This window comes from Streptomyces uncialis (assembly GCF_036250755.1).
GTDB classification, from domain to species: domain Bacteria; phylum Actinomycetota; class Actinomycetes; order Streptomycetales; family Streptomycetaceae; genus Streptomyces; species Streptomyces uncialis.
Genome location: NZ_CP109583.1, coordinates 1,965,267 through 1,992,128, shown reverse-complemented (window position 1 = coordinate 1,992,128; position 26,862 = coordinate 1,965,267). Strand labels below are relative to the sequence as shown.

Sequence of the window (26,862 nt, the reverse complement as noted above, 5' to 3'; positions counted from 1 at the left end):
GTCACCGGCGTGCCGCCGGTGTGGTGGAGGCATCGGTCACCGGCCGGGCAGGGGCGGAGGTGGTCAGCCGCGGCTGGTCCGTCCCGACCGTTGCCGCGCGGATGCCGACGACGGCCGGGGCATGCAGGGCCCACTCCTCCAGCAGCGGCCACGCGGCACTGTTCCGCGCGGCGAGCACCGCGTCATGGGCGTTGCTGCCGGGCCCGGCGCCGGGCGGAAGCTCACTGAGAGCCTGCTCGGCCGAGGTGCCGATGGTGTCGAGGTGGTGGGTGGCGGCGGTGAGTACCGAGAGCTGCCAGCCCCATCTGGGCTGGACCAGGTCGGCGGCAAGACGGGGCCGGTGCTGTTCACCGGAGGTCACAAGCCGTGCGGCGATCAGTGCGATGGGCTCGAACGCCGCCCAGGCTTCCGCGTTGCGCTGGAATTCGACCTGCTGGTGGACCTCGTCGTCGTACGGAACGCCGCTCGGATCGGTGTGCGTGTCGATGTAGGACTCCCACGCGTCCTGGAGCTGGTTCATACGCGTGAGGAAGGCGGCCAGCAGGGCATCGGGTCGGGGGTCGTGCGCGGAGATGGTGGTGTCACCTTGCCTGTCGTAGCGATGGGGGTGGGGCGGGTGAAGGCGTCGTGCTGGCCGGGGAGTTGGCGCGGCGGGCGGCCCGGACTCTGGCGCGGACCGTCTCGATACGGGCGCGGTGGGCCGCGACGTGCGCCTCGGAGGTCACCCGGCTCTCGGTGCGCCGGGCGCTGTAGTGCGCCCTGTTCTGTGTCCAGGTGCGCTGCAGCGGCGCGGGGTCGGCGAGCGTGGCCGCCAGTGCGCTGATCAGGTGCGGCGGGGGCTCGTACGCGATCCAGGCGGTCCAGATCACCGGCCCTTCGTCCGGCCTGGGCCGGACCTCGATCCGCCACGCGCGACCCTCGTAGCCCTCAGCGATCCGCCGGTGCTCGACGCTGACCAGCGCGTCGGGAGACCGGGCCTCGGCGCCGTCGCCGTGCGAGGTGGTGTGGCTCCAGTCGGCGTCGGCCAGCAGATCCCACACACAGGGCGGCTCCTTTACCGGGCGCGGCAGGACTAGCTGGTCCGTGAGGCCGGCGAGGATCTCCGCGGGGATCGCGGTGAACTGCGCGTACCAGTGTTCGTGAGGGTCGTTGCTACGCAGGCGCCACACCGCACCGCCCGCCATGGTCTGCGGCTCGTGCCGCAGCCGGTAGCGCAGGTCGGGGCTGACCAGGTCGACCACCGGGGCGAGCGGATCGGACCTGACTTTCCACCCGGCGGCGGCCAGCGCGTGGGTGATGTGGCGGGCGTCCCCCGGCCCGGCCAGATACCGGGGTGCGATGTCGTCGAGGATTCCGGTGTGATCGTCGGCGAAGACGTCCAACTGCTGCCGGCTCAGCACGGCGCACTCCACAGTCCGGTCGCCGGAACCGGAGCCGGGCTCACCGGTGGCCCTGCCGACGCGAAGGAGTCGGGCCGGGCGCCAGTGCCCTCTCAACGGCGCCGCTGGAGGAGCCGCGAGCTGCGGGGCGGAGGCTGGACCGCTTGCGTTCGGCCGCGGCCCGGGGACTGACGGCGGCGTCGAGTTCGGTGACCGCGCTGGCGCCGACGGCCCAGGTGCCGAGCGCGGGCCAGGCTTCGTCGTAGAACTCGGTGAGGATACAGTCGACGGCGGCCACGCCGGAGTCGCCCTTCACCAGATGGTTCCGCAGCCGGTCGATGGCGCGGTCGTGCTCCGTGGCCTGGCTTTCGGCCGCATGGGACAGAGCGGTGATCCTGGACTCCCACGCGCCGCGGTACGCGCCGGGGATCTGGTTGAGCTGCGCGGCGGCGGTGGCGAGCATCGCATTGGCATGTTCGCGAACCGGCCGGAACGCTTCCCACAGGGTGCGGTCGCGGCGGTGGGCGGCCCAGCCGAACGCTTCGCCGTCCGTCGGTCGGCCGTCGCCGTCCTGCTGCTGCGCGGGATCGCGCTCGAAGGCGTGCATGATCGCTGCCGCTTGGCGGAGGAAGCGGTCGAGCCGGGCGAGATGGTCGTCGGGCTGGGTGATCGGGTCGATGGTCGTTCCTTCGGGCTCGACCGCTCCGCCCCGCGGCCGGGACGGAGCGGCGTGGTGCGGGGGTCCTTCCACTGCGGTCCGGGCGGGGACGTCAGGAGTTCTGGCGGCGATGCGTTTCGAGGAGCGGCCCCCAGTAGGTGGGGATGACCGGGGGATCGCGGCGCTCGCGCTCTGCCCTCGGGGCGGAAGAGGAGCGGCGGATCAGGGATCTGGCCAGGCGGCGCAGCCGGGACGGCGCGGCAGGGGCCGGGGTGAGGTCAGGGATGGGAAAGGGCTCCTGATGACGTTGCGGATATGTGGCGGGGCCGGGCACGGCGGGCTCGGCCAGGGTGGTCAGCGGCTGTGCTCGGCCGACCCGGTGTGCCCCGGCGGCGGTAGGGGGAAGCACGGGGGTCCGGGCTCGTGACCTGGGCTCTGCGCGATGCGCAGACGGGGCCGGTGGGTCTGCGGCACGAGTGAGGGTGGCGGCGGAGACGGTGTGAGTCGGATGACGGTGGGTGATGTCCGGCGCGCCGTGGTCCCCTTGCGGCGAGGCGGGGCTCAGCGGCGCGCGTGGGCCTGCCCGGTAGGTGAGTACGGAACTGCGGCGGGCGTGGTGGTGCGGGGGCGGGCCCCGGCCCAGTTGCTCCGTGCCCAGACGGCGGCGCGGGCGGCGGTGATGCGTGCCTGTTGCCACGCGGACAGCTCTGCGGGCCGGACGGAGACGGAGGTGGTGCGGATCCGGGTGCTGGGCGGGAACATCCCGCGCGGCCGCATCACCGGCTTCGGGTCGGCCAGCGCCGCGCTGAACGCCTCCACCAGGTGCATCGGGGTGGTGGGGCTGAAGACCGCGTGCCACGCCGTGCCGTGCTCGGTACGTGCCGAGGCCCACCAGTGCGCCTCGCCCGCCCCGGACTCGTGCCACTGCATCCAGGCATTCTGGTCAGGGCTGACAGCGGTGACCTGCGGGCCCGGCTTGGCCTCCCACCCCTGGCGTTCCAGGGGCGCCCACGGGTTGGGGGCGTGGGCGGAGCCCGACCGGGTGAGCGCGTCGGTGAACCCGGCGACGATCTCCACCGGAGTCTGGTGACCGAGGGCGGCGTGCCACGTCTCCTGGTGGCCGCTGGCCTTGCCGCGGATGGTCCAGCCGCCGGGCCGGACGAGCGGGTCGAAGCCGAGACGCACAGTCCTGTCGGGGCTGTCGAAGACGATCGGCCCGCCGGCCCTGGAGAGGTCCTTCCAGCCGGAGGCGCGCAGGTACTCGGTCACATGCCGCAGGTCACCTCCGCCGGCCAGGTACCGGGGCTCGACGAGGTAGTGCTGCTGGGGCCGGGCGTTCCGCTCGTCCCAGAACTGCTTGCTCACCGGCCCCTCCCCGGAGCAGACCCGTCGGCGGGCTTCGGGGGCGGGGCCGTGCCGTCGGCCGCCGTTCGCCGGGCGAGCTGCCGGAACGTGTCCGCGTACGCGTCGAGGTCCAGACCCACGTCATGGAGTTCGTTCGCGGCGCGCCCGAGAGCGAGCCACACCTCGGGCGGGAACACCCTGTTCTCGGTGCGGTCCTTCGCGTAGTGGGAGGCGGTGGCCAGCAACGTGGTGATCCGCCCGAGGACGCCGCCGTCCGGATCGAGGACCGTGGCGATGATCTGGGCGGCCTCGCGGGGCGGGGCCTGAACGAGGTGTCCGGCGAGCTGGTCGATCTGCCGGGCGATCTCCCCGGCGAGGCGTACGTGGTAGGGATTCGTGTCGGTCATGGTCCTCCCGGACACAGAGATGATGGGGACGCTCAAAGGTGCTGGCCGCAGCGGGCTTCGTGGAAGGCCACCCAGTCGGCGGGGGCGAGCGGATGCGGTCGTCCGCGGCTGATGGGGGTGCAGGCGCGCAGATAGCGGCGGACGAGGAACACGGCCAGCCGGGGCGGCCGGGACGTGCTGATGGACGGGGGCGTGCGGTCGGGGATTGCCGGAACTCCAGGGAGGAACATGCGCGTGATAGGGGTGGCCCGACCCCGACCCCGACGCGGGTCGGGTAACAGCAGGCGTCGGCGCGGCTGCCGGTCAGGGCACGGGGCCGTACCCGCCGCGGCGGGCTGCTGCTCCGGTACTGCGCGACGGCTTCCTGGTAGGCGGCCGGGTCGACGATGTCGTCGGTGATGCTGACGAAGTATCCGGCTATGAGGAGTGCCGGGGCGGCCCGGGTGACGAGACGATTCTGCTCGGCCTCGGCCTCAGGGCCTCGTGTCACACGTAGGTGGCTCCTGCGGTGGCCAGGGCCTGTCGGTGCAGGCCGATTTGGGCGAGCAGGGCCAGGAGCTGTTCCGTCGCCCGCAAGGCTTCATCGGGCGCGGACGGCAGACCTGGCGCGCTGCGGCTGCGCCGCAGGTGCCGTGGCGGGGGCGGGCCGGTTCGGCGGATGCCGCACCACGGTGCCGATCCCCAGCACGGACAGCTGCGCACCGACGGCTTGGGCGGCCTGCGCCTGGCGGGCGATGTCGTCACCGGACAGGACGAACGCCTTCTCCGCCGGGTCCCAGACGAATCCGTTCGTGTGCAGGACGGCTGCAGCCTTCTGGCTCCCGGGCTGCGCGGCGAGCAGCCCGTCGTCGAACCAGGTCATCGTCACGGCCTCCCGGGCGGGCGTGGGTGCCGCGACGGCCGCCGGGTGTACGTCGTTGTCCTGGACCTGGGCGAGGGCCTTGTCGTAGCGGGGCAGCAGATCGACGACGATGTCCTCCACGGCACGGGACGCGTCGTCCGGTACGGCGATCCCGTCCGGTTCGCGCACCCCTCGGAACGCCTCGGGACCGATGCCTGGCGGGGCCATGGCGCCGACGAGAAACTCCTCGGTGCCGGGGCGGCCGATCACGTAGAGCCGTGTTCCGTCGTCGCGGGTCACTACCGCGTCCTGCCCCAGCACACGCTGGGCCAGGGCGCCGGAGACGAGGTTCATGTCCCACACGTCCTCGGCACGGGAGAACTGTTCGGGATGGTCGGTGTGCTGGTGGTAGGCGCTGCGCCAGGTGCCGGGGAGTGCGTCGGCGAGGGCGATGGCGAACGACTCCAGGTCGTGGGTGTCAGGGGTGTCGGGCAACAGGTTCCTCTGCGGATGGGGTCCGCGGCCGGAGCAGCCGCGGACGGGGTGCGGGGCGCCGGGGGTGGGCATGCGCGGACGGCGGAGGTTGCGCGTCCGTCGGGCGGGACCTCGCCGCTGCACACCGACCGTGTCGGGTGGGGCGTGTGACGGTCGGCGATGCCGGTGCGGATACCGCGCAGGTCGGCGGCGACGGCGCCGAGCCCGTGCAGGGCGAGAGCGCAGCCGCTCGGCCATCTGTTTGTCCGCAGGATGGCCGAGGCCCTGGTGGAAGTCGGCCGTGGCGGCGAGAACTGTGGCGAGTCCGGCGAAGATGCCGTCGTATGCGGCCGTCACCTCGTCCCTGATGTCGGCGACCTCGCCGCTGGTCGTCGCCCGGATGTTGTCCGCGAGGCTGCCTACCTGGGTGCCGAGGGGGAGACAGCGCGCCTCGCGGGTGTCGGTGTCGAACGCTTCGTCGCACTGGAGGGGATGGCCGACGGTGCGGAGCCGGGCGACGGCGCAGGTGGCGAGCCGTATCTCCTCGCCGTGGTCGGGGCCGGTAGGCAGCCGGTGGCACTGCTCGTGGGTGCGCATGACGGGAACGAAACCCGTGCGTTCCAGAATGCTGTGGGCTTCCGGACCGCCTCCCCGGGCGAGGACCTCACCGGAGTGCTCGTCCCCGCTGGAGGGTCAGGAAGCGGTGGGCCAAGGACAAGGACGGCTCTCTGTTCGGTCAGGTCCGGGAACGGTGCGCTCGGGGCGCGGGCGGTCGGGCGGCGGCACCCGATGACGGCGGGACGCTTCGGTCCGCGCGGCTCAGGGTGGCGGCGGTGGTGTCGAGGTCCTGCTGGAGGACGTGAAGGTGGCGCGCGGTCCATTCCAGATGCTGTCCGGCCTCGGGCCCGTACCCTCCGGGCAGTTCGGTGAGGCGGTGGGCGGAGTACTCGACCCGCGCACCATGGCCAGTGGGCCGTTCGTCTCGTCGGCCGGCTGACGGAGCACCAGACCGATATGCGCACCCGCATCGGCGACGTTGACTCGCGCATCCGCGTCCGGCTCACCGGGGCGGCGAGGGGGGGGCGGAGCCCGAGGTCGGCTTCGATGCGGCGGGACTCCGCCGCGAGATGCCGCGGGAGCTGGGAGGGCTGGTTCTGCCAGGTGCCGTCGAGGCGGATCAGGCTGGCCAGCAGGTCGAGGCGGCCGGGCTGGGCCTGGACAACGATCCAGCGGCACGCCTGCTCGTCACCCGGCGGTGCGATGCCGCTGGCGCGGGCGAAGCGGTGAGCGATCTCCTTCCACTCCGCCGGCTCCAGTTCGCAGTCCCCGGGATGGAGTTCGACCGACAGGTGGAAGACCGGCTCGCGGTTCCCCCGGGCGTCGGCGGTGAACGAGAACTCCAGGGCGGGGTCGTCGAGGTGCTCGGCCCAGCCGACGGAAGTCCACCCCTCCTGTTCCCCCTCGGTGTGGTAGTCCAGACGGTTCCAGTGAGCCACGACCGTGTGGCTGGTCAGGCCCTCCGTCTCGACAACAGGACGGCCCAGCGCCTCTTCGAGAGCGTCGGCAGCCAGGAGGCTCCGCCCCCACATGCGGGGGATCACCGGCCGCTCCGCGCGTCGTCGGTGTGCACCAGATGGTTGAGCACGGTGACCGAGTACCAGCCGCAGTCCACCGGCTCACCCGCCGAGATCAGCTTCGGCAGGAGGTAGTCCTCCATCGCCCGCAGGTGGATCAGGCAGTCCGGGCACCGGCGGGAGGGGTGGATCATGTAGCGGGGGTGCGCGGTGACGTAGGTCTGCCGACCGCCGGACGGGTTGCGCAGCCGCCATCCGTCCTCGTCCGTCGGCGTGTGCCAGGACGGGGTGACGACCGTCATCGCCTCACCCCACAACTCCCCGCCCGCCACGCCTTTGACGACCATCACGTGGTCACCGGGCCGGAAATGGACGTGGGTGATGTCCCGGTGGGGCGTGAGCATGTCGTCGGGAACATAGGGCGGGCGGGAAGCGTGGGACACGGCGGAGTCCTTCCACAGAGCGCGGGTGGCGGTGGGGAGGATTCAAGAGTCCGCAGAATCCCCGGTTTCACGAACCGGGCATCATCAGCTATAGAGCCCCGCGCCTACCGGTACGGGTTCTCCGTCCCGCGATCAGCGTCGGCCGCGGCGTCGAGGAGTTCGGGCAGGTCAGTGCCATCGGCATCGCGCTGGTCGATCCACCACCCGGCTCGTGAGACGGTACGGGTCTTCTCCTCCAGGACGGCCCAGTCGGCCTCGTCCCAGGTCCCTTCGGCGACCAGGGCGGTATGGGCGGCGGTCATCAGCTGGTGACGCGACCGCTCGCCCCACGCCAGGGCCTTCTCCGGGCCCTCCAGCGGCGGCATGTCGAACTGTCGGGCCCACGCGGTGGCGGCTTCCTGTTCTTCGGCGCGCTTGGCGGCGAGCCATTCCTCCCGGCTGGCTGTGTCGCTGTCGCGGGTGGCTTTCCAGCAGTCGGTGCAGTCCCGGCCGCCGAGCCAGCGTGCGAATCCTGCGCGCTTGTCGGCGGGGCGGCCGGATAGGTCGTGCGTGATCTCGTGTCCACAGGTGTGGGCAACCGTCCAGCTTTTCCGGACCCCCGGGGAATTCCGTTTGATGGGCGTTGCGTTCGAGGTCGGGCTGCTGGTCTGGGGCTTCAAATCGAGTCCCTTTCGTTGGCGGTTGGGGTGGTGGCCTGCGTCGTTGCGGAGGGTCGTGCATCAGATGCACGAGTCATGCGGCGGACGGAGGTGGTCCGGAGCGCTTGGCGGTGGTCTCGGGGACGCTTCTGCCTTCTGCGTCGTCTCAGCGTGTCCTGCGGATGGCGTTTGTGGCCGCAGTGGCGATGGCGACGGGAGCGCTGGAGGGCTGGGGCAGGTGCAGCAAGGTGGTCCCCGGCAAGTGGTGGGAATTCGCGGTGAGGGTGAGCTGGAGTACGGCGCAGCCGGCGGTCGTGAGCTGCTTGACGCGGGTGACGGCTTGAGCGGTTTCGTCGCTGTTGTACCGGGCGTCGGTGACGATCACGAGGAGGCGGCCGGCACCGGGGCGGCTGAGTTCGAGGCCGTGGTCGAGTGCGTCGACGGCGTCGCCGAGGTTGTGGTGGCCGCCGTTGGCATCGAACGTCGTCACGCGCTCTGGTGCTCGGTGGGTGGGTCGGGTCAATGCGGTGAGGTGCCTGTCATAGGCGATGGTGGCGGTAAGGGAGTCGGGGTCGGTCAGGGCTGCTGCGCGTGCCACGATCCAGGCGGCGGACGCGACGGGCGCGCAGGCGGCACGCATGGAGCCGGAGACGTCGACGGCGATACCCACACGCAGCGGTGGGGTGGGGGAGTTCCGGCGGCGGGTGTGGGTGAACGGTTCCGCGGTGGGGACCGACCCGGCCGCGCGCTGAGCGTCGCGGGCGAGGGCCGCGCGCATGTTGAGGCGGCCGGGCGGGGTGGGGCTGGTGGTCCGCTCCTCGGTCCGCTCGCGGTAGGCGGCGGCGCGCAGGGCGCGGCTCAGGCGCGCGGCGGCACTCTGCTCGGCGGCGGTGGGCCTGCGGGTGCCGGTGACCGGGTTGCCGTAGGGCGCCGGTGTGCCGTCGGGGGTGACGGTGGCGCCGCGGGCGTTGAAGACCGACTTGGCGGTGGCGGCGGCTTTGCGTCGCTGGCCGGCCCGCTGGGCGCGGTCCTGAGCCTGCGCCTTGGACTGCGCGGCCATGGCGTTGGCCGCTGCGGCCTGTGCCGCGAGGTCGGCGGCGTCGGTGGCTGCCGTGCTGTCCATGACGACCCCCACGGCGCCGGACAGCAGATCGGTGAGGTTCTCCGGCACGGGCAGGGCGGGGGTCGCGGTGTCGAGAGCGCCGCACCATTTTTGAGCGTGCGCGAGCATGGTCGTGGCGTCGTGGTCGGCGCACTGGTGGGCTGCGGTCCAGATGCGGGTGAGGGTGGCCAGCAGGTCTGCGCCCAGCACCCTTTCGCACAGATCGGTGACGGCCCGGGTCTCCCCGGCGTCCAGGATGCCGACGTCACGGCGGCCGAGGACCAGGGCCGCCACGGCGGCGGCCTGCTCGATGCCCTTAAAGGTGGGGTGGGCGATGTCGGGCATGACCAGGGTTCGGGCACTGGTGCGCAGGTACGTGCGGTCCGTGGGCCGCGTGATCAGGTGTGCGCCTTCGACGCGGCTCTCCTCCAGCAGGAGCGCGGCCTCGACGACACGGGGGTCCGCTCCGGCAGGCTGTGTCCAGACGGAGTGGGCCGCGTGCGCGGCCTCGTGGACGAACACTCCCCAGGCGGCGGGATACCGCTCCTCGTCGCCCACGATCCGCGGATGGATCTCGTGGGGCTTAAGCGGGGCGAACAGGCCGGCGTCGAACTCGACCTCGCCCAGAGTGGGGAAGAACGCGGCCGGTGCGCCGCTGCGCGTGCCGGGGCGGCAGGTGACGAGGAGGTCCTGGCGGCCGGAGAGGGCGACCAGCCGGTCGCCGAGTTCGGCTCCCACGCGCAGCCACGCGTCCGGGGAGGAACGGAGTTGCGCGGGCGGGGCGCCGTCGTCGTCCCATCGCGCGAGGTCGGCGTCGCTATCCGGCGTGGTGGCGGGGGACTGGACGTGGTGGTGGGCGCTCATCGCGAGCGGCCCCGGTGTGCGGAGACGGTGCTGCCCGGGGGCTGCCGGGCGGCTGAGGCGGGGAGCTGCTTGCCGAGGGTGAGGGGCGCGATCTTCGCGACGCCAGCAGCCTTGATGACGGCGGCGGCGACGGCGTCGCGATCCTCCACAGGAGCGATGCCGACGAGGTTCGCGAGCGCGGCTTTGGTGCCGAGGACGGCCTCGGTCTTCTGGTAGCTGAGCAGCTCCCGCAGTTGGGGGGCCCATCCCAGCTCGCCGAGTTCGACTTGGCGGGCGAGGTGTCGGGCGACCCGGACCACCCGGGCGTCGACCCTCAAGGCCAGGGCGAGGTCGTAGTCCGTGCCGATCTGGATCTGCACGCTGAACCGGCTCGCGAGCGCCTCCGTCAAAACCGCCCCGTGAACGCCGGGATTGTGGCCCGCCACCACGTAGAAGCCCGGCCCGGCCTTGATGGTCTCGCCCTTGTGGGCCTTGACCTGGATCTGCCTGCGCCCGTCCATCGCGGGATACAGCGCCGCCAGGACCTTCGGTGAGATCAAGGTGGCATCGTCGATCAGCAGGGCGCGGCCCTCGGTCATCGCGGTGACCAGGGGACCGTACTGGAAGACGTAGGCTCCCGCGTCGTCCTGTGTGTACTCGCCGACCAGGTCGCCGACCGTGGTGTCGCCGTCACCGGCGACGGTGAGCAGGTCCGGGAACGCCGCCTCGACCAGACTCGTCTTGCCGGTGCCCGGAGGGCCGTAGAGCAGCACCGGCACGTCGGCGTCGCGCAAGCGATTCAACGCCTCGACGTCGGGCAGATCGGCCAGCTCCCGGGGGTGGTAGACCTGGCCCCCCGCGCGGCGGATCGGGCCGGTCTGCCTGGGCGTGGCTGCTGCGGGAAGGGTCGTGCGGGCCGTGGCCGCCTGGGCGCGGGGAGAGTGGGTGCCTGGTGGGCTGATCACAGCGGTCTGCGCGGCTGCGGCGGTTTTCGCGTTCGCGCGGAACTCCGGCTGTCCGGTTCCGCCTTGGTCGGCCTCGCCGCGTCGCACCAGGGTGAGGGCGGCGTTGCGGACGGCGCCGTGGGAGTGGCCCAGCTGCCTGGCCATGTCCCCGATGGTCTGCGTGTCCGCCGGTCGGTCGGTCAGCAGTCGGGCCACCTTGGCCCGTAGCTCGCCGCCCTTGGTGCGCGCTGGACTGGTGGGCGTTCCGGGTGTGGTCAAGAACGAGGCCCCTTCAACAGGTCTGGATGCGTTCGGGGTTGGCGATCTGCCGGAGAGGCTGGCCGCTCGGAGCGGATCACGGACTGTGCCGACATCGGCGACCGAGCCAACCGGGGCGTACCGTCGGCGCTCACCGGACGACCGAGGGCTCGGTCCAGGTGCAGGGAATGGCCGGCGACGAGCAACTCGCTGGCTGCCGAGCAGGCCCGTGCGTCCGCTCCGTACCGGGTTCCACCGCTCGGCAGGCGCAGCCCGGCGTCTCTTCAAAACCATCCTGGAGCAGGATCCGCCGGGCGGCGGCGTTGTAGCCGGTGGTGGTGATCTCGCCGGTGACGGTGTGCCGGATCGTCATGAACGGCTCTGCTGGTGCTTCGGGCAAGACGGATCTCCTATCGGTGGTGGCGGCAAAGCGGTGGGGTGTTGGGCGAAGGCGAGGCGGGCCCGGAGCTTTCGGCACATCGACGGTGCGTGGCTGCACCACGAACGATGGGCACTGACTGCCCACATGCTCCAGGGCGGGCCTCACCGCCCCGCAGCTACCTGACTCGCCCTCCGCATGTTCTGATAGCCGGGTGTACCGACAACAGCCAAGTGATCCTCAACGGGGTCAGGGGAGTTGAGGTGTGGTTCTGTGCCGGTGCCGCTGTTGCCCGGACCTTAGGGATCAGCGGCGGGTGCGCGGGCGTGTTGGCGGGCGGTGCCGTGGCCGGGATCGTCGTAGGGATGGCCGGCGGGCCGGTGCCGGGAAGATGGTGGGGGAGCGGGGTCCGGTGGGGTGGCAGCACGGCCACAGTGGAGCCCAGATCCTCACCGGCCTCACGCAGTTCGGCGGTGAGCGCGCCGAACTGGCTGGCCAGGGCGCTCAGACGCCCCGCGACACGCTGTGCGTGCTGGTCCCCAGGGCCTGGGCAAACTGTGCGCAGATGCTGACGAACTCCTCCAAGCGAACGAGTTGGCCGCGTCCTGTGCCGTAGCGGTCGGCGACGGTCTCGATCGCCTCCGCCACATCGGACGCCCGCCGTGCCTCGCGCACCTCCTGGATCAGGACCTGGAAACTGACTTCAGGGGCGTGGACGCTTTCTGCGTACCGGGAGGCGTCAGGGTGCAGCACTCCGGCCGGAACGGGAGGAGGACTCGCGTCGATGGCCTCCAGTTCGTCCCAGTAGTTCCCCAGGACCTGGACGTCCGGACTGTCGGGGTCTCCCGCGAGCGCCACCGCCGTGTACGTCTCGTCCTCGTGCTGGAGAACGGCGATGGCGATGAGCCGCTGATGGGCGTCGTACCAGGACTCATACGAGTCGAGGCGGCCGGACGCCCGCCCGGGCCATCTCCGTCCACTCCCGCAGCTCGTCGCCGGACAGAGCAGCCGCTGCCGGGGCCCGGTGCTGGTCGGCCAGGTCACAGGCGGTGCCCGTGTGCTCGGCCCACGTCACGAGGAGGGGCCACACGGCCTGGTCCCGGTCGTGGGCGGCCTCGCTGTCCGACCCGGAGGCCGTCTCGGAGAGGGTCTGCTGGATCTGATCGGCTGCGTGCTGGAGGCAGTCCAGCCGCGCGGCCCATCCGGCGTGGTGCCGGGCGGGCGGCATGCGGTCCAGCGCGCCGCGTGCCGACGCCAGCAGCGTCTCGGTGTGCGGCATGAGGACGGTCCGGTACGCGTCGGCGGCGGCCCGGTTGCGTTCCGCGACCGCCGCGGCGGCGGCGCGGGTGCCGACAATGACTCCGTGCTGGTTGCGCAGGCCGTCGAGGACGGTCTCGCAGCGCAGGTGTATGACCGAGAACCGCAGGGCGAAGTCGCGGGCTCGGTCGGCCGAGAGCGCGGACTGCTGGGTGGCTGAGGGGATCTGTGCCTCCTGAACGAGTAGTTGGTGGACGGTCCTGGATGGGTCACGACCGTATGTTCGGCGCTGTGTGTGCTGGTGTGCGGAGGGCCGCGGCGAGGGTGAGTGCGGCGCCGAGGGCTGGGAGGACGGGCCCTCCGAGGGGGTGTGCGGACAGGGCGCCGGCCAGGGCGGTGCCCAGAGCGTGCCCGGAGCCGCCGGCAAGGATCAGCCATGCGTACGCTTCCGCCCGTCGTCCCGCCGGGGCCAGGGCCTGCACTGTGAGGACGACGCTGGTGGTGACGACGGTGTGGAACAGACCCGGCGCAGCCATGGCCGCCACGGTGACGCTGCTCGCCGGCTGGTGGTGCGCGGCGAGCAGGGGGACGAACCAGGCCGCTTGGAGTCCAGCCGCGCCGGCGACCAGGTGCCGTCGGGCGCCTCCGGGGTGGAGGCGGTGGGCGAGCAGGACGCTCCCGATCAGGGCACCGAGGGAAAAGACGGCCGGCACCAGTCCGGTGAGGGCCGGGTCATTGTTCTCGTCGGCGAGTTGGACGGCCCACACGTTCATCGCGCCGGTCGCGAGGCCCGTTCCGGTCAGGACGGCGACCAGCCCTCCGAGCCAGGTGGTCAGCAGCCGTCCGGACGCCCGTACCGGGCGGCTTGCCGGGCGCCATGAACGAGCCGGGACGGAGGTGAGGACGCCTGCTGCGCCAGCAGCTCCGAGGACGGCCGCCATGGTGAGTGCGGCGTCGGGGCTGTGCACGGCGGCCAGGGCTCCGGTGAGGAGGGGGCCGGTGATGAAGACGAGGCCGGAGCATGTGCTGTCCAGGACGACGGCGGCCCGTCGTTCGCCGGGGTCGGTCAGTATCCGGGGCCACAGGGCCCGCAGGCCCGCTTCCAGCGGGGGAGCGGTCAGGGCGGCGAACATCGCCGCTGCCGCGGCGCCGGTCCGGTGCGTGCTGGCGGCGTACGGGAGCGCGAGCAGGGTGGCGGCGTGCAGAGCGGCGCCCGGTCCGGAGACCCGCACGGGTCCGTACCGGTCCAGCAGCCTGCCCTTGGCCGGTTGGGACAGGGCGGCGGTCAGGGAGTAGACGGCGCCGATCAGCCCGCCGGTGGCGAGAGTGCCGCTGGTCGTGGTGATCAGCAGGATGACCGCGACCGGCACCATGACGGTGGGGAGCCGCCCGACCACCGTGGCGGCCAGCAGCCGGACGACATGGGGGCGCGCCAGGACCACTCGCAGGGGGCCGCGCGGTGGTGTGGGGGCCGGTTGTTCGGCGGAGCGTGGCGCAGAGATGGGTGGTGGGCTTTCAGTCGGGAAGGGGCGGAACGAGCCCACTCGGTGCGGGTCGGTCAGTGCGGGCGGGGTCCTGTTGGTCTTGCCGGGGGCCCGGGTGGCAGCCCTGGGACGGCACGCGGGGGTGTGGGTCTGTCGGCGGGGTAGGGGGGCGAGAGCGTCGACCGTGTCCGTGAGGCTGGTGCCGTGTTCGAGCCACCGCTCCAGCAGCTCGGCCGTCTCCTGTCCGTCCGCGGGCACGTCGGCGGTGAGCGCATCCTCGGCGTGGTTGAGTGATGCGTGGATGATGGGGGTACCGTCCAGTGCCTACCGCGGGCGGCGAACGAACGTCGGTTGTCAGATGGGCGTGATGCGGGCGGTCACCGGCTTCTCCCCGCCCGCCGTGCAGCCGTCGCCGCGGCGCCGAGTACCGGGGCGGGCACCGGTAGCGGGGCCCCTGTGGTGCGCAGTTGGGGTGAGCGGGCGGCGGCGGCCCGGGCGAGCCGGGCCTGCCGGGCGAGGGCGAGCCGCTCCGACAGGCTGGGCTCGGATATCGGGTCGAGCGAGTAGTCGGCGTAGACGGCGAACCCCTGGGCGCGCAAATCATGCACGGCCTGGCGGGTGCGGCGGGGACCGTCCTGCTCGGGGCGGGTCAGCCGGTACAGGCCCGGTGTGCCGGAGACCTGCTCGAACGTTTCGCGGGTGAGGTACCAGTCGGCGAGATGGATCGGGGTGTGTGCGGTGGCGGTGGCGACGAAGCCGTGGTCGGGGTGGGTGCCGAACACGAAGTGGGAGCGGTGGTCCATAGGCTTGGGGGTTCTTCCTGTCGGGGTCAGCGGCGAGGGCTGGCGCCTGCGGGCGGGGGCAGTGCCCTCGGGGCGGCTGCCGGGAGCGCGGGGGAATGGGAGCCGGGTGCGGCGGCGCGGGCCTGGAGGGTCAGGACGTCACCGTCGGCCAGCCAGGTCCGGATCGCCGGCCCCACCTGTCGGCTGCGCCGGGCCTTCGCCACCGGATCGCGCTCAGCCTGAATAAGGACGGCTGCCTGCTGCGGGTTTCGTTGTGCCGCCTGCCAGTCGTGGAGGAACTCGCGCCCCGTCTCCAGGGCGCCGCGCAGCCGCTCCAGCGCTGCCCGGTCGGCTGACGGGCAGTGGTCGGACGTGCCGTGCGCGAACAGCGCGGGACCGTGCACGAGGAACTCACGGAGCTCGTACCACGCCTGTTCGGCAACGGCATTGTCCAGGGCGCCGGGTCGGCCGTTGTCTCCCGGGACAGCGGGGCTGCCCTGCTGCTGGTTCTGGACGATTGCGCGGGCGCGGGTCAGTGCCCGTTCGACCGTCTCGATACGCCGGTACTGGAGGGCCTGGTGGTAGGCGGGCAGGAACTGGTCGGTGATCGCCTGAGCGGCGGCGCTGCTGTACGAGTCGGCGCCGTTGAGCTGGTCCGTCAGCGCCTGCAGGTGCAGGCCGAGGAGGTATTCGCCGGGGCGTCGGTGGGGCTGAGGCTGTAGCTGTCGGTGGTGCCGTAGGCGATGTGGGTCAGGCGGACGCCGTCCGGGAGCACGGCGCCAAACCGGCTTCGGAGGATTCGAGGTCCGCCAGCTTTTCGCGGGCGTGGTCCTCGTCAAGGGCGCGCAGTGTGAAGTGCCGCGTCCCGTCCATCGCCACGTCGAAGGTGCGCTCGGGGCCGGAGTGATCCATAGGGGGTGTACTCGCAGATCGTCCGATGACGGTCGGGGTAAGCGGCGGAGCCGGGCAGCGATGACGAGGTGGTTCCGTAGCCAGGCGCGGCCCGGTCTCATGACCGGCCGACGGGGGTCACCGTGTTCGCCGTGGACGGGGTTGTGGCGGCAAGGGTGTGGTGGTGGGACGCCGCAGCATGGAGGCGAGGAGACGCCGCAGTTCGGCGTGTTCCTTGAGCAGCGTGATGGTTTCGCCGGTGGCCTCGGCCGCGCGCCGCAGTTCGGCCCGGGCCGAGGCGTGATCCACGACCATCCGGCCCTCTCGCCGCTGCGCGCCGGCCGAGCCGGGTGCCGGCGTGGGGGATGCGGAGGTCTCCGCGGTCCGGGTGAACAGGTCCACGGCGCGGAGGGTGTGCTCCGCGACGTTGGCCAGCCGGGCGCGGATCTTGCTGTCCATTTCCCGGTCCACGACGGAGTCCGCGTCGGGTATGCCGACCACGGCGGCCAGGTGAACGGCGGTGCGGGAGAGTTCCTTGGCTGCGTCGGCATGCTGCATCAGTCTGCTGAAAAGGGGAGTTGAGGGGACGCGGCCCGTCTCGTCGAGCAGCTCGAACCGGGCGAACGCGTCGTCCAGGCCGGTGACCAGAGTCTTGAGCTGTTCCGTCATTTCCTCGGTGGTGGGGCTGGGCATCGGTCCTCATGGTGTGTGCGGAGCCTCGGAAGGTGTGAACTGGCGGGGGCGTCTCGAGAGAGTGGTTCTTTCCATCCTGAAGCGGCCTCCGGCTCTGAAGGAGGGGCAGCGCAGGGTTCACGCGGCGCGGGATTCCCGGTGCTCCGCCGGGTATTCCGGGAGCGTGTCGGTCGGCTCGGCGCTCCAGCCGAAGGCGAGGCGTTCCCGGTCTCCGAGGTAGACGACATCGGCGTGAGCGCGGAGGGCGTCGATGCGCTGGGCCAAAGTAGCCCTGGACCTCGGTGTCCGCCAGGTCGACGCGGGCGCGGTTGCGCCGGGAGAGGCGGCTCCACTCCAGGAGGTCGGAGTCGGTGGCCCGGTCCATCCATACACAGACGCCGGTGCCGAGTTCCACGAGGTCACGGGGGTGGAAGAGAGCACCGGTCCGTCGGCGCCGGGGGTTGCGGTGCTCGCCGAACCCCGTGACCAGGCTCTGGGCGAGCTTGTCCAGAGCGGCGGCTTTGATGTGCGGGTCGAGGTCTTCGCTCGTGAGCTGCTCGCGCACCACGTCGGTGAGGCGGCGCTTGTGGAATGCGGCCGTCGCTGTCGCTGAGGTCAATGGCGCTCTGCTCGACGATGCGCCGGAGCCGGATGTCGGCGATGGGTGTCACGGGATGTCACGCTCCTGCCAGGTCTGGTCCATCTCCGTCAGGGCTGTGATGGCGTGCGCGATGGTCTCGCGGGTGATGGGCGTGCCGCTGGCGTAGGCGGGGTCGTAGCCGGCTGGAGGTACGGGTGCCGCGGGCCTGAGCGAGGGGAGGGGAGGGGGAAAGGCTGCTGTGCGCAGCAGGCGTTCGGGATTCGTGAACGCGGCGCTTTTTCAGTGCATGCGGGCGTCGGTGTCGAACAGGTCGCGCTCACTCGGATGCAGAAGATGTTGAACGATGAAGGACCGTCCGGCGACCTTCCACAATCCTCGGCCGCGGTTGAGGTGGGCGATGGCCTGGGTTTCGACGCTGGTGAGGCCGAGGAGGGCGGCTGCGGCCTGGATCTGGTCGGTCTCCTGGCGGTAGATGATGCGGGTGGAGCAGTCGGCGAGGAGTCCCTCCGCCAGCGCCCGTCCGCGGGACCCGGCGTCCCCTGCGGTGAGCAGGTCGGACAGCCGGTGGATGACCATGAGGTTGGCGATGCCGAGGCCGCGGGAGAGTTTCCACTGGGCCTGCATGCGCTGGAGGAGGCCGGGGTGGCGCATGAGTCGCCAGGCTTCGTCGTAGACGATCCAGCGCCGGCCGCCGTCCGGGTCGGTCAGCGCCGACTCCATCCAGGCGCTTGCGCAGGTCATGGCGAGGACGAGGGCGGTGTCGTCGCCGGCGCCGCCGAGGCGGGACAGATCGATGGTGAGCATCGGGCTGCCGGGGTCGAACGTGACGGTGGAGGGGGCGTCGAACATCCCGGCGAGGTCGCCGTGGACGAGGCGGCGCAGGGCGTGGGCGAGGTCGCGGGCGGCGTCGCCGAGGCGTCCGGTCATGGTGCCGCCGGCGATGTCCAGCAGGCCCGGGTTGTTGAGGGTGGAGGCGATGCCGCCGAGCAGCGGGGGTTGCCCCGTGCTGGTGGCGTGGGAGACGACGGCGTCGAGGGCGACGTCGAGGGCGGTGTGCTCCATCGGCGCGAGGTCGCGTCCGAGGACGGTCCTTGCCAGTGACCCGAGAAGCAGTAGCCGCCGTTTGCGGATCTCATTCGCCCAGTCCGCCTCCGACACACTGTTCGGCCGTGGGGCCGCGTCGAGGGGGTTCAGTTTGCCGGGCAGGCCGGGGCCCAGGGCGATGGAGGTGCCGCCGAGAGCGGTCGCGACGGGAGTCCACTCGCCCTTCGGGTCGCAGGGCACGTAGACCCGGTAGCCGAAGGCGATGGAACGCAGCGCGAAGGACTTGGCGAGGGCACTCTTGCCCTGTCCGATCACCCCGGCCAGCAGCACGTTGGGGTTGGTGAAGCCCTCGATCTTCCCGTAGAGGGTGAACGGGTCGAAGGAGAAAGCGGCTTCGGCGTGGACGTCGCGGCCGATGTAGATGCCGTCGGCGCCGAGGCCGCCCTCGGCGAGGAAGGGGTACGCCCCGCTGGCGGTGGCCGTGGTCATGCGGTGCGCGGGCAGTCGCAGTCTGCTGCCGCGGGCGGACGCGGGTCCGGGACGTCCGCCCGGCCCGTAGAGCGGGGGCGGCATCTCCTCCTCGGCCATCTGCTGTCCGCCGGAGTACGCGCTGGCAGCGGCGCGGGCTTGGGCGGCGGCTTCGGCAAGCTCGCGGCGGGCCTTCCTGCGACTGGCGCGGTCGGTGCCGTGCGGGGTGAAGAGGGGAGAGGCGCTGGCGCGTCGGGCGCGTCGGGACGGCCGGTGACTCATCGGAGGCTCGTTTCGGCGGCGTGGCCCGCTCATGAGGCCCGGGTGGTGTGGCCGTGGAGCGGGGTGAGATCGGTGGGGGTGGTCTTGCGGCGGATGGCGTGTCCGGCGGCGAGGTGACGCTGGCAGATGGTCAGCACCGTCGGGCCTTGCGGCAGTCGCTCCGGCTCACAGTCCGAACCGGTCGCGCCGGGGGTGGCGGGGAGGGTGTGGAAGGCGTCGTGGACTGCTGCGGTCGCCTGCCAGATCCGGGTGTGCGCGGCGGCGAGGTGCCGACCGGCCGTGGGGTGCGGGGGCCGGATCTGCTCGGCGCACTGGTCCAGGAGCCGGTGCAGCGCGCTGAGATGGGCATGCAGGGTGTCCAGGTGAGCACGGTCCGCCGGCCGCGGTGCGCAGGGGGTAGTGGTGGTGAGGTGCCGGGCGTGATGGCGCAGGCCGGCGGTCGCCGCCCGGAGGTAGGGGGAGGCGTCGGGGGGAGAGGTCAAGAGGGTCCTTGGTGCCAGGCGGTGGGGTGTCGGCGTACGACATATGCTCCCCAGCCGCGTACGGATGAACGTCCCCAGCTACGTCGCGGGAGGCAGCACGGCTGAGGAACCTGGTTGAGATCGTCAGGTCGGCCGGAGACACTCGCATGATGAGTCGTAGCGCATCGCCCGGATCGGTCGAACGAGGCTGGGACGAGCCGTGGTACCGGGTTCGCACGGACGCCTTCGAGGCATCGTTCCTGCCTAGCTCAGGCGAGAACCTGGACTCGGTGTGCAACGTCGACGTCTTCGTGGACCTCAAGGACGGATCCCGGTGGAGCGCGACCGTCTTCACGGTCGCAGAGGTCGAACGCTTGATGCAGACCTGGGCTGGAAGCGGCGAGGCTCTCGGCGGCCGCTACTTCTGGGTCTCGGACGGCCTGATCGTCAGGGATCCCGGCATCGACAGCATGACCCAGGTGATCGCCGGACTGATCGAGAACGACGAGTTCACTGCGATCTTCCAGCGACTCGAAGACGACTGACCAAGCCCCCGGCCACTTCTGTGAAGTGGCCTATTAGGCTACGTCCGTGTCCCGCTCGATGGCCTTGAGCCGGTTCTTGAGCCGGTAGCTGGGGCCGTTGATGGAGATCACGTCGCAGTGATGCAGGAGCCGGTCGAGGATGGCAGTGGCGAGGACTTCGTCGCCGAACACCTGTCCCCATTCGCTGAAGGTCTTGTTCGAGGTCAGGATGATCGAGCCCTTTTCATACCGCTTTGAGATGACCTGGAAGACCAGGTTCGCCTCTCCGCGCTCGAGGATCTCGTAGCCCACCTCGTCGACCACGAGAACACCCGGCCGCAGGTAGGTGCCCAGCTTATTGGCCAGACGCCCTGCGGCTTCCGCGGCTTTGAGGTTGCGGACCATGTCGTCGAGGCTTGTGAAGTAGACCGAGTAGCCGGCCCGGCAGGCCGCGACAGCCAGAGCGACAGCAATATGTGTCTTGCCTACCCCCGGCGGACCCAGGAGAGCTGCGTTCGCCTTCGCCTCGACGAACGACAGCGTGGCCAGGTCCTTGACCTTGCGCGGGTCGAGATCGGGCTGGAACGAGAAGTCGTATTCATCGAGCGTCTTGTGGTGCGGTAGCCGGGAGAGCCGCAGGCCCTGGCGGAAGCGGCGGTCGTCGCGGACGGCCAGTTCTTCGGAGAGGACCAGGTCGAGGAAGTCGAGGTAGCCCATCTTCGCCTCGTCCGCCCGGCGGGTGAACTCGTTGATGGTTTCCGCGAGGTGGGGCAGGCCGAGCTTGCTGGCCGTGGTGCGGATGCGGTTGCCGGTCAGCTCGCTCAAGACGATTCCTTCGTCGCTCGATGGGTGGTGAAGGGACGGGTGCCGGTCAGCTCGTCATAGACCGACAATGGTCGGCGCCCGACCTCGATCCGGGTGGCCGCGGCCCGGTTCAGCAGGGCCTGCAACGGGCCGGTCTCCTCGCCCCGCGGCCGTTCGGGGCGAGGCTGAACCGGGACGTCGCCGGTGGCGGTCCGGCGGTTCTTGCCGGTGGGCAGGCCGTCCCAGTGCGTCTCGTCGACGACACGGGCACCGCGGCCGATGGCCCGGGGATGTGCGGCCAGGAGCGTGCTGCCGTGGGCGTCGGCGAGGGTTGCATGCAGCATGACCTGGGATTTCGTGGCCCGGATCTCGACCAGCTGGCGAGCGCGGACTCGGCGGGCCGGCACGGAGTAGAGGTTGCCGTCGAAGGCGACCAGGCAGTCCTTGCCGACGTGCCGCAGCTGCCGCTCGGCCACCAGATAGGGGGTCGGCGGCAGCGGTTTGAGAGCCGCGTGATCGCGGGCCGCCCGTTCCGCGATGACCTCCCGGTGGGTCTTGTGGATCTGGCCCCGCCGCAGGGGCACCCAGGCGGTGAACGCGGCGTCCATCTCCTCGAGAGAGGAGAACGACCTGCCCGACAGAACGTGGTCGCGGACGATCAGTACTTGTCGCTCGACCCGGCCCTTGCCCTGCGGCCGGTAGGCGGCCAGGACGTCGATGTCGAAGTCGTAGTGGCCGGCGAAGCCGACAGCTTCGGGATGCAGCGGGACCGCCTCACCAGGAGCGACGTGCCGTCTGACGACGGTCTTGGTCCGGTCGTAGACGATCGTCATCGGGGCACCGCCGAAGTGGGCGAATGCGCGGCGGTGGCAGTCGAAGAACGTCTGCAGGTCCTGGCTGGTGGTGAAGCAGCAGAACGGGTCTCGCGAGTACGAGAGCGTCATGTGGAAGGAGTAGACCTTCGCGATCCCCATGTGGGCGAGGATCTTGCCCTCATCGCCCCAGTCGACCTGGGCCTGGGCGCCGGGGATCACCTCGAACCGGCGGTGCATCCCTGCCAGTTCCTTGGGCGTGATCCCCAGTTCCTCAGCAATTCTGGGCCGGGCCGTCTGGACGTAGAGCTTGACTCGCTGATAGTTGCCGGTGAAGCCGTACTCCTGGGCCAGCCGCTCGTGGATGACCGCGGCCTTCATCAGGACTTCGGCCCTGAGCATCGAGTCGATCAGCGGCCCGAACTCGTCGATCACCCTCACCCGCCGACCGCTCGGCGACCGGCTCGGAGGCGTCGCCGGCCCCGGTGCCGAGAGGTACTTGCGGACCGTCTTGCGGTCCAGCCCGGTCTCCCTGGAGATCTCCGACAAGCTCATCGCCCCGGACTCCAACAGGCCACGAAAGCGCCGAAGCTCCAGCCAACGCTGCGGATCCAAGACCACTGCCAGCCCCCTCCGCCGCCCGTATCGACCAAGCAGCAGAGTGCCGAGCAGCAGGTCTCACCGCATCAGCAACTGTCCCCTTTCATCCGTACGAGGCTGGGGACGTTCACGTGTACGCCGACATGGGGTGTGCCGGACTCTTCAGAAGGCGGGGAACCGTCGGGCCGGGGGCTGGAGAGGAAGCGTTGGAAGCTCGCCGGGAGGTGCCGCCATTGGCGGGGAGGCCGGAATGGTGCGGGCCTGTTCGTGCCGCAGGTCGATGAAACTCCCGGGAGCGGGCAGTCCGGGGTGGCTCGCGCCGGGAACGACCACGACGACGGGTCCGTAGTCGGAGGGCCCCCCGACGCGGGCGTCCGCCAGCCACTCCCGGTAGGTCGGCAGACGGACGAGGGCGGCGTACGCGGCCTCGATACCGCTGCTGTTGACCACGAAGAGGTGAGGCGCTTCTCCGTCGTGGCGCTCCGGTCCGCAAACGGCAACGGTGAACGGCTCTTCCGTGCCGGGCGTGATGAGTTGCTGCAGTTCGTCCACGAGCCGGTCGAGCCGGTCGCTGGCCTCGATGGCGGTCTCCAGCCGGGCGTCCTCGTACGCGGCGTACTCGCCCTCGATCACGTCGCCGTCGAGGCGGTGCTCGTCGAGCTGTGCTTGGTGGCGGCGGTTCATTTCCCGGAGCTGGCCGATCACGTTGCGGATCTGTGCGGCCAGGTCGTCCGGAGGGGTCACAGGGCGATCCGGGCGAGGGGAAGGGCTGCGGTGGTGAAGGCGTCGGGCTGCTGGAAGTCGAGCCTGCGCAGGTCTACCTGGGCGGATCCGGCGGCGGTCTCGATGGTCGCGCACGCGGCGTCCAGCAGGGCGTCGGTCGGTGCGGAGACGGTGATCAGGCCGGTCAGGTCGACGTCGGAGTGCCCGGCGATCAGCTGCCGCTCACGGTTTTTGGCGTCGGCGTACTCGATGCTGTCGGCCTCGGAGTCGACCATGCCCCGGCGCCTGCGCTCCGCCGCGTCGGCGATGATCGTCGCCTTGGTGCGCTGCACATCGCGCAGCGCGGCCTCCAGGGTTTTGGGCACGTAGATGAGGGAGAGGCTGCGGCGGACTCCGGCGGTGAACATCAGCCCGTGGAGGAAGCCCGCCGACGTCTCGGTTCTCGGCCAGTCCTCGACCCAGTAGGTGGCGTGCCGGGCGGAGTCGGTGATCAGCCGGTCGTACTCCTCGACCTGGACGACCGGCCCGGCGGCTGAGTGAGTGGCTTCGGCCCGGCCGTTCTCGGACCACTGCTGCAGCCGGGACAGGGACGCCGGATCGTAGGCGGTACGGATCACGGCGGCGATCTCCGGGGCGGTCAGCCACCCGTTCACCGTCAGCCCCGCACCACGCGCGGCCTGTGTGACCGAGGAGGTGGTCTGCTCCATCACCGTGAACGCACCGGGCAAGCCTCCGCCCGCCTGGCTGATCAGTCTTTTGGCGGCCTTCAGGTCGAGCGAGATGACGAGGTAGGACTCGTGGGGGGCGGCGGCCGGTCCGGCGGAGGCGACGAGGTCGGCATACACCTGCCCGGCGACCGGGGTGTCGGGATGGCCCTGCTGGACCCAGTGCCGGGTCAGGGTGTCGCCGGAGTCCGGCACGGTGCGCTCCAGGACCTGGATCGCGGCGATGTGCCCGGTGCGGGAGACGCTCGCCAGCGCCCGACCCCAGCCGCTCACGTTGGCGTTCTGTGTCGCGGGGTCGAGGAGCGCGAACGCGCGGGAGGAGATGCGGGCGACGGCGGTCAGGGTCTGGCGGTGCGGGTCGTGCACCGCGGCGGCCTCGGACCCGTGCGGGGTGACGACCCGCAGCGAGGCGGCGGTGCCGGGCAGATGGAGGACGCCGTCTTTACGGGGCCGCGACACCGGCCTGGCCAGCCACTTCGTCTGCCCGGAGCGCCGCCGGAACGCGTAACGCGCGACGATGGGCGCCCAGTCGATCAGCGAACGCCCGCCGCGGCGGATGAAGACAAGGGCGGCGACCGCAGCCCACAGCGGAGCGAGGGCCGCGGCGCCGGTCAGGCCGGTGGACACGACGGTGACCATCAGCAGGGCGAGCGCGCCGGAGACCAGGGTCAGCTGGGGCAGCGACAGGCCCAGGAGGATGCCGCGCCGCGAGCGGTGCGGGAACTTCACCGTCACCGGTGCGACGGGTGTGGCTGCGACAAGTTCAGACAAGACGAGAACCGTTCCGGGAATCGCGGGGGCGGAGGCCGGGCGGGGCACCACAGACAAACTGCCCGTGGCACCCCGCTCGGCAGGGGGAGGAAGAGGTCAGGAACCGGTAGGCGAGGGCGGCGGGCTCGCCGGCCCGCCGGACGAGACCGGACCGGTCTTGGCCGTGGTGTCCGGCGCGGGCGGAGCGCCCTGCGGGGGCGGCGGCGCGGTACTCACCGGGGCACCGCGTGACGCGGGCCCCGCGGGCGGCACAGCCTGGGGTGCAGGAGACGACTGGCTGTTGCCGTCCTGCTCCGCGGCCGTCGGTACCGGTCCGCCCTGCTGCCCACCGGAGCCGGAGCTGGAGCCGGAGCTGGAGCTGGAGCCGTTGTCCGGTGCGGGGCTGACCGGGGCTTCCTGGACGGCCTGCTTCACGCCCTTGGCCATCGCGCCGGCAGCGGGCGACACACCCCCCAGGCCACCACTGCCCTGACCACTCTGCTCGCAACCGCTGTCGCTGCTGGTGGACGAGGAGGCGATATCGCCCGGGAACCCACCGTCGGCGAAGTCCGGGCCCTGCGGCGCGGCACTTCCCGCCCCGCCTGCGGCACCCGCCGCTCCGCCGGTCCCGGCGGTCGCCGCCATCGCGGCGGCCTTCCGGCCGGCGCGCTCTGCGTGCTGCTTCGCCAGCTGGGCACCGGCGCCACCGGCACGGTGGATGTCCTCGCCGTTGGTGCCCTCGGATGCCCAGTGGACGAACTTGAACGTGGCGTAGGGACAGAGGAGGACGAGCATCATGATGACGATGCCGGCCATGACGTCGGCGAGTGCGGCGATGCCGCCGTCGGCGTCGGTGTTGCCCATGGCGGAGATCCCGAGCAGGAACACCACGGTCATCAGGAGCTTGCTGACGATGAGGGTGGCGGTGGCCTCGATCCAGCCACGGCGCCACCGGCGCGTCGCCTCCCAGCCGCCGCCCGCAGCGGCGAACACCGCGAGGGTCACCAGGACGAGGATGCCGACCTTGCGGACCATCATCACGCACCAGTACAGGAACGCACCGACGGCGGCGCCGAGGGCGGCGAACACCATCACCAGCCAGCCCAGGCCGGACAGGCCGGCGATCTGGGACACCTTGACCATGCGCCGTACCGCGTCCTCGATCGACGAGTTCGCCGCTCTGAACAGTCCGTCCGACAGGGCATCGGTAACCTCGATCGCGACCGTGGTGAGGGAGACCGCGGCGAACGCGAAGATCACACCGGAGGCGGTGCCGGTGAATGCCTGGGCAAGCGCCTGTCCGTCGCGTTTCATCGCGGCACGGATCAACTGGGCGCAGAACGTGGCGACCAGCACGATCAGACCGATCGGCAGCAGCGTCGCGTAGTTGTCGCGAAACCAGGAGGCGTTGAGGTCGATACTGGTGGTTGCGTTGACTGCGTCCGCCGCGAGATCGGCTGCCGCGGCGGCGAGTTCACCGGCACTCTTCGCCATCCAGGAGCCGATGGCGGCGCCCGGGTCGGACACGAACTTCGCGGCATCGACGACACCGCACACGGTGTTCGCCAGGGGGATGTCACAGAAATCCATGGGGTAACGCACCTCCTCTCGGGGTGGCGGGGTCGGTTACGGGGCGATGAGCGGCGCGATGGACACGAGCGTGCAGTCCGCGCTCGGCCGGCACTGGACGGCGAGGGTCACCGAACGGTCCTCAGCCCCACCCCCGCCGCCCTTCCAGCGGATCGACTGCTTGCCGGTGACGGTGACGGCGTAGATGTACGCCTCACTCAATGCGGTCGGGTCCTCCGCCAGGGCCTGCTTGAACGCCGACGGAAACCGGGCATCGCCGATCTTCGCCGTGGCGTGCTGCGCGTTGTCCCGCATCCGCGACCACAGCACCGGATCCGGCACCTGCGCCTGAACACCCGTCCAGTCGCTGTACTTCGCCTCGTTGGTCATCCACGCCCGCATCCCGGTGAGCTGCTGGTCACGGCTGGTGGTGCGGGTGTCGTAGGACCAGAGCATCGCGGCGGCGGCCTTGCCGTAGGCGAGGGGGTCGGAGACCTGCGGGGGCGCGGCCACCGAGCCCCGGCCCTGCGTCGGATCGCCGTCCTTGCCGGTGGGCGGGGCAGAGGGATGCGCGGGAGCGCTGGGAGCGGAGGGGCTGCTCGCCTGTTCGCCCCGGCCGGTGAAGTAGGCGGCGAGGCCGGCGACGGTGACCAGGACGGCGATCACTGCGGTAACGGCAAGGACGCGGCGGTTGGCCGACCAGCCGGCGGTGTGACGGTGCAGGGCGGCCGTGGTGCGGGATCGTTTCATCTCAGTTGACCTGCGTTCCCAGCGCGGAGAAGAAGGCGACGATGCCGTTCGCGGCACCGAGGCCGAGCGCGGCGCCCGCAGAGACGAGGGCGCCCTTCTTGCCGTTGGCCTCGGCCTGGTGGCCGCCGGAGTGGTGGCCCCAGGCCCACACCCCGAGGGAGACAGCCAGCGCCCCGACCACGGCGATGATCCCGAACATATTGATGCTGCTCACGACGTTGCGGAGGACATCGAGGCCCGGCAGGCCGCCGCCCTTGGGGGTGATGCCCGGGTCGAAGGCGAGATAGGTGACGCGGTCGGCGAGAGACATGGCTATGGCGGAACTCCTTGCATACGCAGACCAACCGGGTCTGCGGAAAACGGAGGAAGAGAAAGAGGG

The 26,862-nt window shown here is 71.3% G+C and carries 34 protein-coding genes; 5 read left to right on the top strand and 29 right to left on the bottom strand.

The genetic code is table 11. From position 1 onward, the window contains the following. Position 1 precedes the first annotated feature (1 nt). From OG711_RS08025 to OG711_RS07995, 7 genes are all read right to left on the bottom strand, one after another. A complete protein-coding gene (locus OG711_RS08025) occupies positions 2-520 on the bottom strand; it encodes a hypothetical protein (protein ID WP_329558889.1) in 519 nt (172 codons plus the stop codon). Between the two features lie 61 nt (positions 521-581). Further along, a complete protein-coding gene (locus OG711_RS08020) occupies positions 582-1,400 on the bottom strand; it encodes a DUF317 domain-containing protein (protein WP_329558888.1) in 819 nt (272 codons plus the stop codon). 40 nt (positions 1,401-1,440) lie between these two features. Continuing rightward, on the bottom strand, positions 1,441-2,130 hold the full coding sequence (locus tag OG711_RS08015) for a hypothetical protein (protein WP_329558887.1): 690 nt from the start codon (positions 2,128-2,130) through the stop codon (positions 1,441-1,443). Positions 2,131-2,598: 468 nt separating this feature from the next. Then, positions 2,599-3,402, bottom strand: a complete 804-nt coding sequence (locus OG711_RS08010; RefSeq protein WP_329558886.1) for a DUF317 domain-containing protein — start codon at positions 3,400-3,402, stop codon at positions 2,599-2,601. Next, positions 3,399-3,788 (bottom strand): hypothetical protein, encoded by a 390-nt coding sequence (locus OG711_RS08005; protein WP_329558885.1) that lies wholly within the window; start codon positions 3,786-3,788, stop codon positions 3,399-3,401. Before OG711_RS08005 ends, OG711_RS08010 begins: the two co-directional genes overlap by 4 nt. Positions 3,789-3,820: 32 nt before the next feature. Continuing rightward, on the bottom strand, positions 3,821-4,018 hold the full coding sequence (locus tag OG711_RS08000; RefSeq protein ID WP_329558884.1) for a hypothetical protein: 198 nt from the start codon (positions 4,016-4,018) through the stop codon (positions 3,821-3,823). Positions 4,019-4,368: 350 nt separating this feature from the next. Beyond that, positions 4,369-5,700, bottom strand: coding sequence for a hypothetical protein (locus tag OG711_RS07995; RefSeq protein WP_329558883.1), 1,332 nt, complete (start codon positions 5,698-5,700; stop codon positions 4,369-4,371). Between the two features lie 268 nt (positions 5,701-5,968). On the opposite strand from OG711_RS07995, the gene OG711_RS07990 reads away from it, so the two are divergent. After that, a complete protein-coding gene (locus OG711_RS07990; protein ID WP_329558882.1) occupies positions 5,969-6,100 on the top strand; it encodes a hypothetical protein in 132 nt (43 codons plus the stop codon). Between the two features lie 600 nt (positions 6,101-6,700). Here the strand turns inward: OG711_RS07990 and OG711_RS07985 are convergent. From OG711_RS07985 to OG711_RS07955, 7 genes are all read right to left on the bottom strand, one after another. Further along, positions 6,701-7,081, bottom strand: coding sequence for a hypothetical protein (locus OG711_RS07985; protein WP_329563684.1), 381 nt, complete (start codon positions 7,079-7,081; stop codon positions 6,701-6,703). Between the two features lie 143 nt (positions 7,082-7,224). Further along, complete coding sequence (locus OG711_RS07980) at positions 7,225-7,674, bottom strand: hypothetical protein (RefSeq protein WP_329563682.1); 450 nt, start codon at positions 7,672-7,674, stop codon at positions 7,225-7,227. Positions 7,675-7,924: 250 nt separating this feature from the next. After that, positions 7,925-9,724 (bottom strand): vWA domain-containing protein, encoded by a 1,800-nt coding sequence (locus OG711_RS07975; RefSeq protein WP_329558881.1) that lies wholly within the window; start codon positions 9,722-9,724, stop codon positions 7,925-7,927. Further along, a complete protein-coding gene (locus OG711_RS07970) occupies positions 9,721-10,863 on the bottom strand; it encodes an AAA family ATPase (protein ID WP_329563680.1) in 1,143 nt (380 codons plus the stop codon). Before OG711_RS07970 ends, OG711_RS07975 begins: the two co-directional genes overlap by 4 nt. 193 nt (positions 10,864-11,056) lie before the next feature. Further along, the gene (locus tag OG711_RS07965; RefSeq protein ID WP_329563679.1) at positions 11,057-11,278 is read right to left on the bottom strand and encodes a hypothetical protein; all 222 of its coding nucleotides are present in this window, start codon (positions 11,276-11,278) and stop codon (positions 11,057-11,059) included. Positions 11,279-11,788: 510 nt separating this feature from the next. Next, positions 11,789-12,328 carry a hypothetical protein gene (locus OG711_RS07960; RefSeq protein ID WP_329558880.1) on the bottom strand — a complete coding sequence of 180 codons (540 nt, stop codon included), beginning with the start codon at positions 12,326-12,328 and terminating at the stop codon, positions 11,789-11,791. Then, a complete protein-coding gene (locus OG711_RS07955; RefSeq protein WP_329558879.1) occupies positions 12,216-12,563 on the bottom strand; it encodes a hypothetical protein in 348 nt (115 codons plus the stop codon). The genes OG711_RS07960 and OG711_RS07955 overlap by 113 nt, the downstream gene beginning before the upstream one ends. On the opposite strand from OG711_RS07955, the gene OG711_RS07950 reads away from it, so the two are divergent. Continuing rightward, the gene (locus OG711_RS07950; protein ID WP_329558878.1) at positions 12,555-12,761 is read left to right on the top strand and encodes a hypothetical protein; all 207 of its coding nucleotides are present in this window, start codon (positions 12,555-12,557) and stop codon (positions 12,759-12,761) included. The two genes, OG711_RS07955 and OG711_RS07950, sit on opposite strands and share 9 nt — an antisense overlap. A gap of 49 nt (positions 12,762-12,810) precedes the next feature. Here OG711_RS07950 and OG711_RS07945 read toward each other — a convergent pair whose 3' ends face one another. From OG711_RS07945 to OG711_RS07935, 3 genes are all read right to left on the bottom strand, one after another. Continuing rightward, complete coding sequence (locus tag OG711_RS07945) at positions 12,811-14,283, bottom strand: MFS transporter (RefSeq protein WP_329558877.1); 1,473 nt, start codon at positions 14,281-14,283, stop codon at positions 12,811-12,813. Between the two features lie 119 nt (positions 14,284-14,402). Next, positions 14,403-14,828, bottom strand: a complete 426-nt coding sequence (locus OG711_RS07940) for a hypothetical protein (protein WP_329558876.1) — start codon at positions 14,826-14,828, stop codon at positions 14,403-14,405. A gap of 26 nt (positions 14,829-14,854) precedes the next feature. Next, complete coding sequence (locus OG711_RS07935) at positions 14,855-15,211, bottom strand: hypothetical protein (RefSeq protein ID WP_329558875.1); 357 nt, start codon at positions 15,209-15,211, stop codon at positions 14,855-14,857. Between OG711_RS07935 and OG711_RS07930 the strand changes: the two genes are divergently transcribed. After that, on the top strand, positions 15,206-15,529 hold the full coding sequence (locus OG711_RS07930; protein WP_329558874.1) for a hypothetical protein: 324 nt from the start codon (positions 15,206-15,208) through the stop codon (positions 15,527-15,529). The two genes, OG711_RS07935 and OG711_RS07930, sit on opposite strands and share 6 nt — an antisense overlap. Before the next feature lie 28 nt (positions 15,530-15,557). Here the strand turns inward: OG711_RS07930 and OG711_RS07925 are convergent, their stop codons facing one another. The 3 genes from OG711_RS07925 to OG711_RS07915 all read right to left on the bottom strand — a co-directional run bounded on the left by OG711_RS07925 (position 15,558) and on the right by OG711_RS07915 (position 16,655). Next, positions 15,558-15,719: a hypothetical protein gene (locus tag OG711_RS07925; RefSeq protein ID WP_329558873.1), complete on the bottom strand. Its 162-nt coding sequence runs from the start codon at positions 15,717-15,719 to the stop codon at positions 15,558-15,560. Positions 15,720-15,836: 117 nt separating this feature from the next. Continuing rightward, positions 15,837-16,391, bottom strand: a complete 555-nt coding sequence (locus tag OG711_RS07920; RefSeq protein WP_329558872.1) for a hypothetical protein — start codon at positions 16,389-16,391, stop codon at positions 15,837-15,839. Positions 16,392-16,508: 117 nt separating this feature from the next. After that, positions 16,509-16,655, bottom strand: a complete 147-nt coding sequence (locus OG711_RS07915) for a hypothetical protein (protein ID WP_329558871.1) — start codon at positions 16,653-16,655, stop codon at positions 16,509-16,511. A 142-nt stretch (positions 16,656-16,797) separates the two neighbouring features. On the opposite strand from OG711_RS07915, the gene OG711_RS07910 reads away from it, so the two are divergent. Beyond that, positions 16,798-16,983, top strand: coding sequence for a hypothetical protein (locus tag OG711_RS07910; protein ID WP_329558870.1), 186 nt, complete (start codon positions 16,798-16,800; stop codon positions 16,981-16,983). A 267-nt stretch (positions 16,984-17,250) separates the two neighbouring features. On the opposite strand, the gene OG711_RS07905 is transcribed toward OG711_RS07910, so the two are convergent. Both OG711_RS07905 and OG711_RS07900 read right to left on the bottom strand, forming a co-directional pair. After that, positions 17,251-18,765, bottom strand: coding sequence for a VirB4 family type IV secretion system protein (locus OG711_RS07905; protein ID WP_329558869.1), 1,515 nt, complete (start codon positions 18,763-18,765; stop codon positions 17,251-17,253). Positions 18,766-18,794: 29 nt separating this feature from the next. Further along, entirely contained in the window at positions 18,795-19,247 is a 453-nt protein-coding gene (locus OG711_RS07900) for a DUF6238 family protein (RefSeq protein WP_329558868.1), read from the bottom strand. Between the two features lie 149 nt (positions 19,248-19,396). Between OG711_RS07900 and OG711_RS07895 the strand changes: the two genes are divergently transcribed. Continuing rightward, positions 19,397-19,771 (top strand): hypothetical protein, encoded by a 375-nt coding sequence (locus tag OG711_RS07895; protein ID WP_329558867.1) that lies wholly within the window; start codon positions 19,397-19,399, stop codon positions 19,769-19,771. Between the two features lie 33 nt (positions 19,772-19,804). Here OG711_RS07895 and istB read toward each other — a convergent pair whose 3' ends face one another. From istB to OG711_RS07860, 7 genes are all read right to left on the bottom strand, one after another. After that, positions 19,805-20,575: an IS21-like element helper ATPase IstB gene (gene istB / locus OG711_RS07890; protein ID WP_266506654.1), complete on the bottom strand. Its 771-nt coding sequence runs from the start codon at positions 20,573-20,575 to the stop codon at positions 19,805-19,807. Then, entirely contained in the window at positions 20,572-21,921 is a 1,350-nt protein-coding gene (gene istA / locus OG711_RS07885; RefSeq protein ID WP_456341293.1) for an IS21 family transposase, read from the bottom strand. Before istA ends, istB begins: the two co-directional genes overlap by 4 nt. A 207-nt stretch (positions 21,922-22,128) precedes the next feature. Beyond that, entirely contained in the window at positions 22,129-22,710 is a 582-nt protein-coding gene (locus OG711_RS07880) for a hypothetical protein (RefSeq protein WP_329558865.1), read from the bottom strand. Beyond that, positions 22,707-24,185: an SCO6880 family protein gene (locus OG711_RS07875; RefSeq protein WP_329558864.1), complete on the bottom strand. Its 1,479-nt coding sequence runs from the start codon at positions 24,183-24,185 to the stop codon at positions 22,707-22,709. Before OG711_RS07875 ends, OG711_RS07880 begins: the two co-directional genes overlap by 4 nt. A gap of 96 nt (positions 24,186-24,281) precedes the next feature. Beyond that, positions 24,282-25,754, bottom strand: coding sequence for an SCO6881 family protein (locus tag OG711_RS07870; protein ID WP_329558863.1), 1,473 nt, complete (start codon positions 25,752-25,754; stop codon positions 24,282-24,284). A 36-nt stretch (positions 25,755-25,790) separates the two neighbouring features. Continuing rightward, complete coding sequence (locus OG711_RS07865; protein WP_329558862.1) at positions 25,791-26,483, bottom strand: hypothetical protein; 693 nt, start codon at positions 26,481-26,483, stop codon at positions 25,791-25,793. A 1-nt stretch (position 26,484) separates the two neighbouring features. After that, positions 26,485-26,793, bottom strand: coding sequence for a DUF6112 family protein (locus tag OG711_RS07860; RefSeq protein WP_266506793.1), 309 nt, complete (start codon positions 26,791-26,793; stop codon positions 26,485-26,487). Positions 26,794-26,862: the final 69 nt, after the last annotated feature.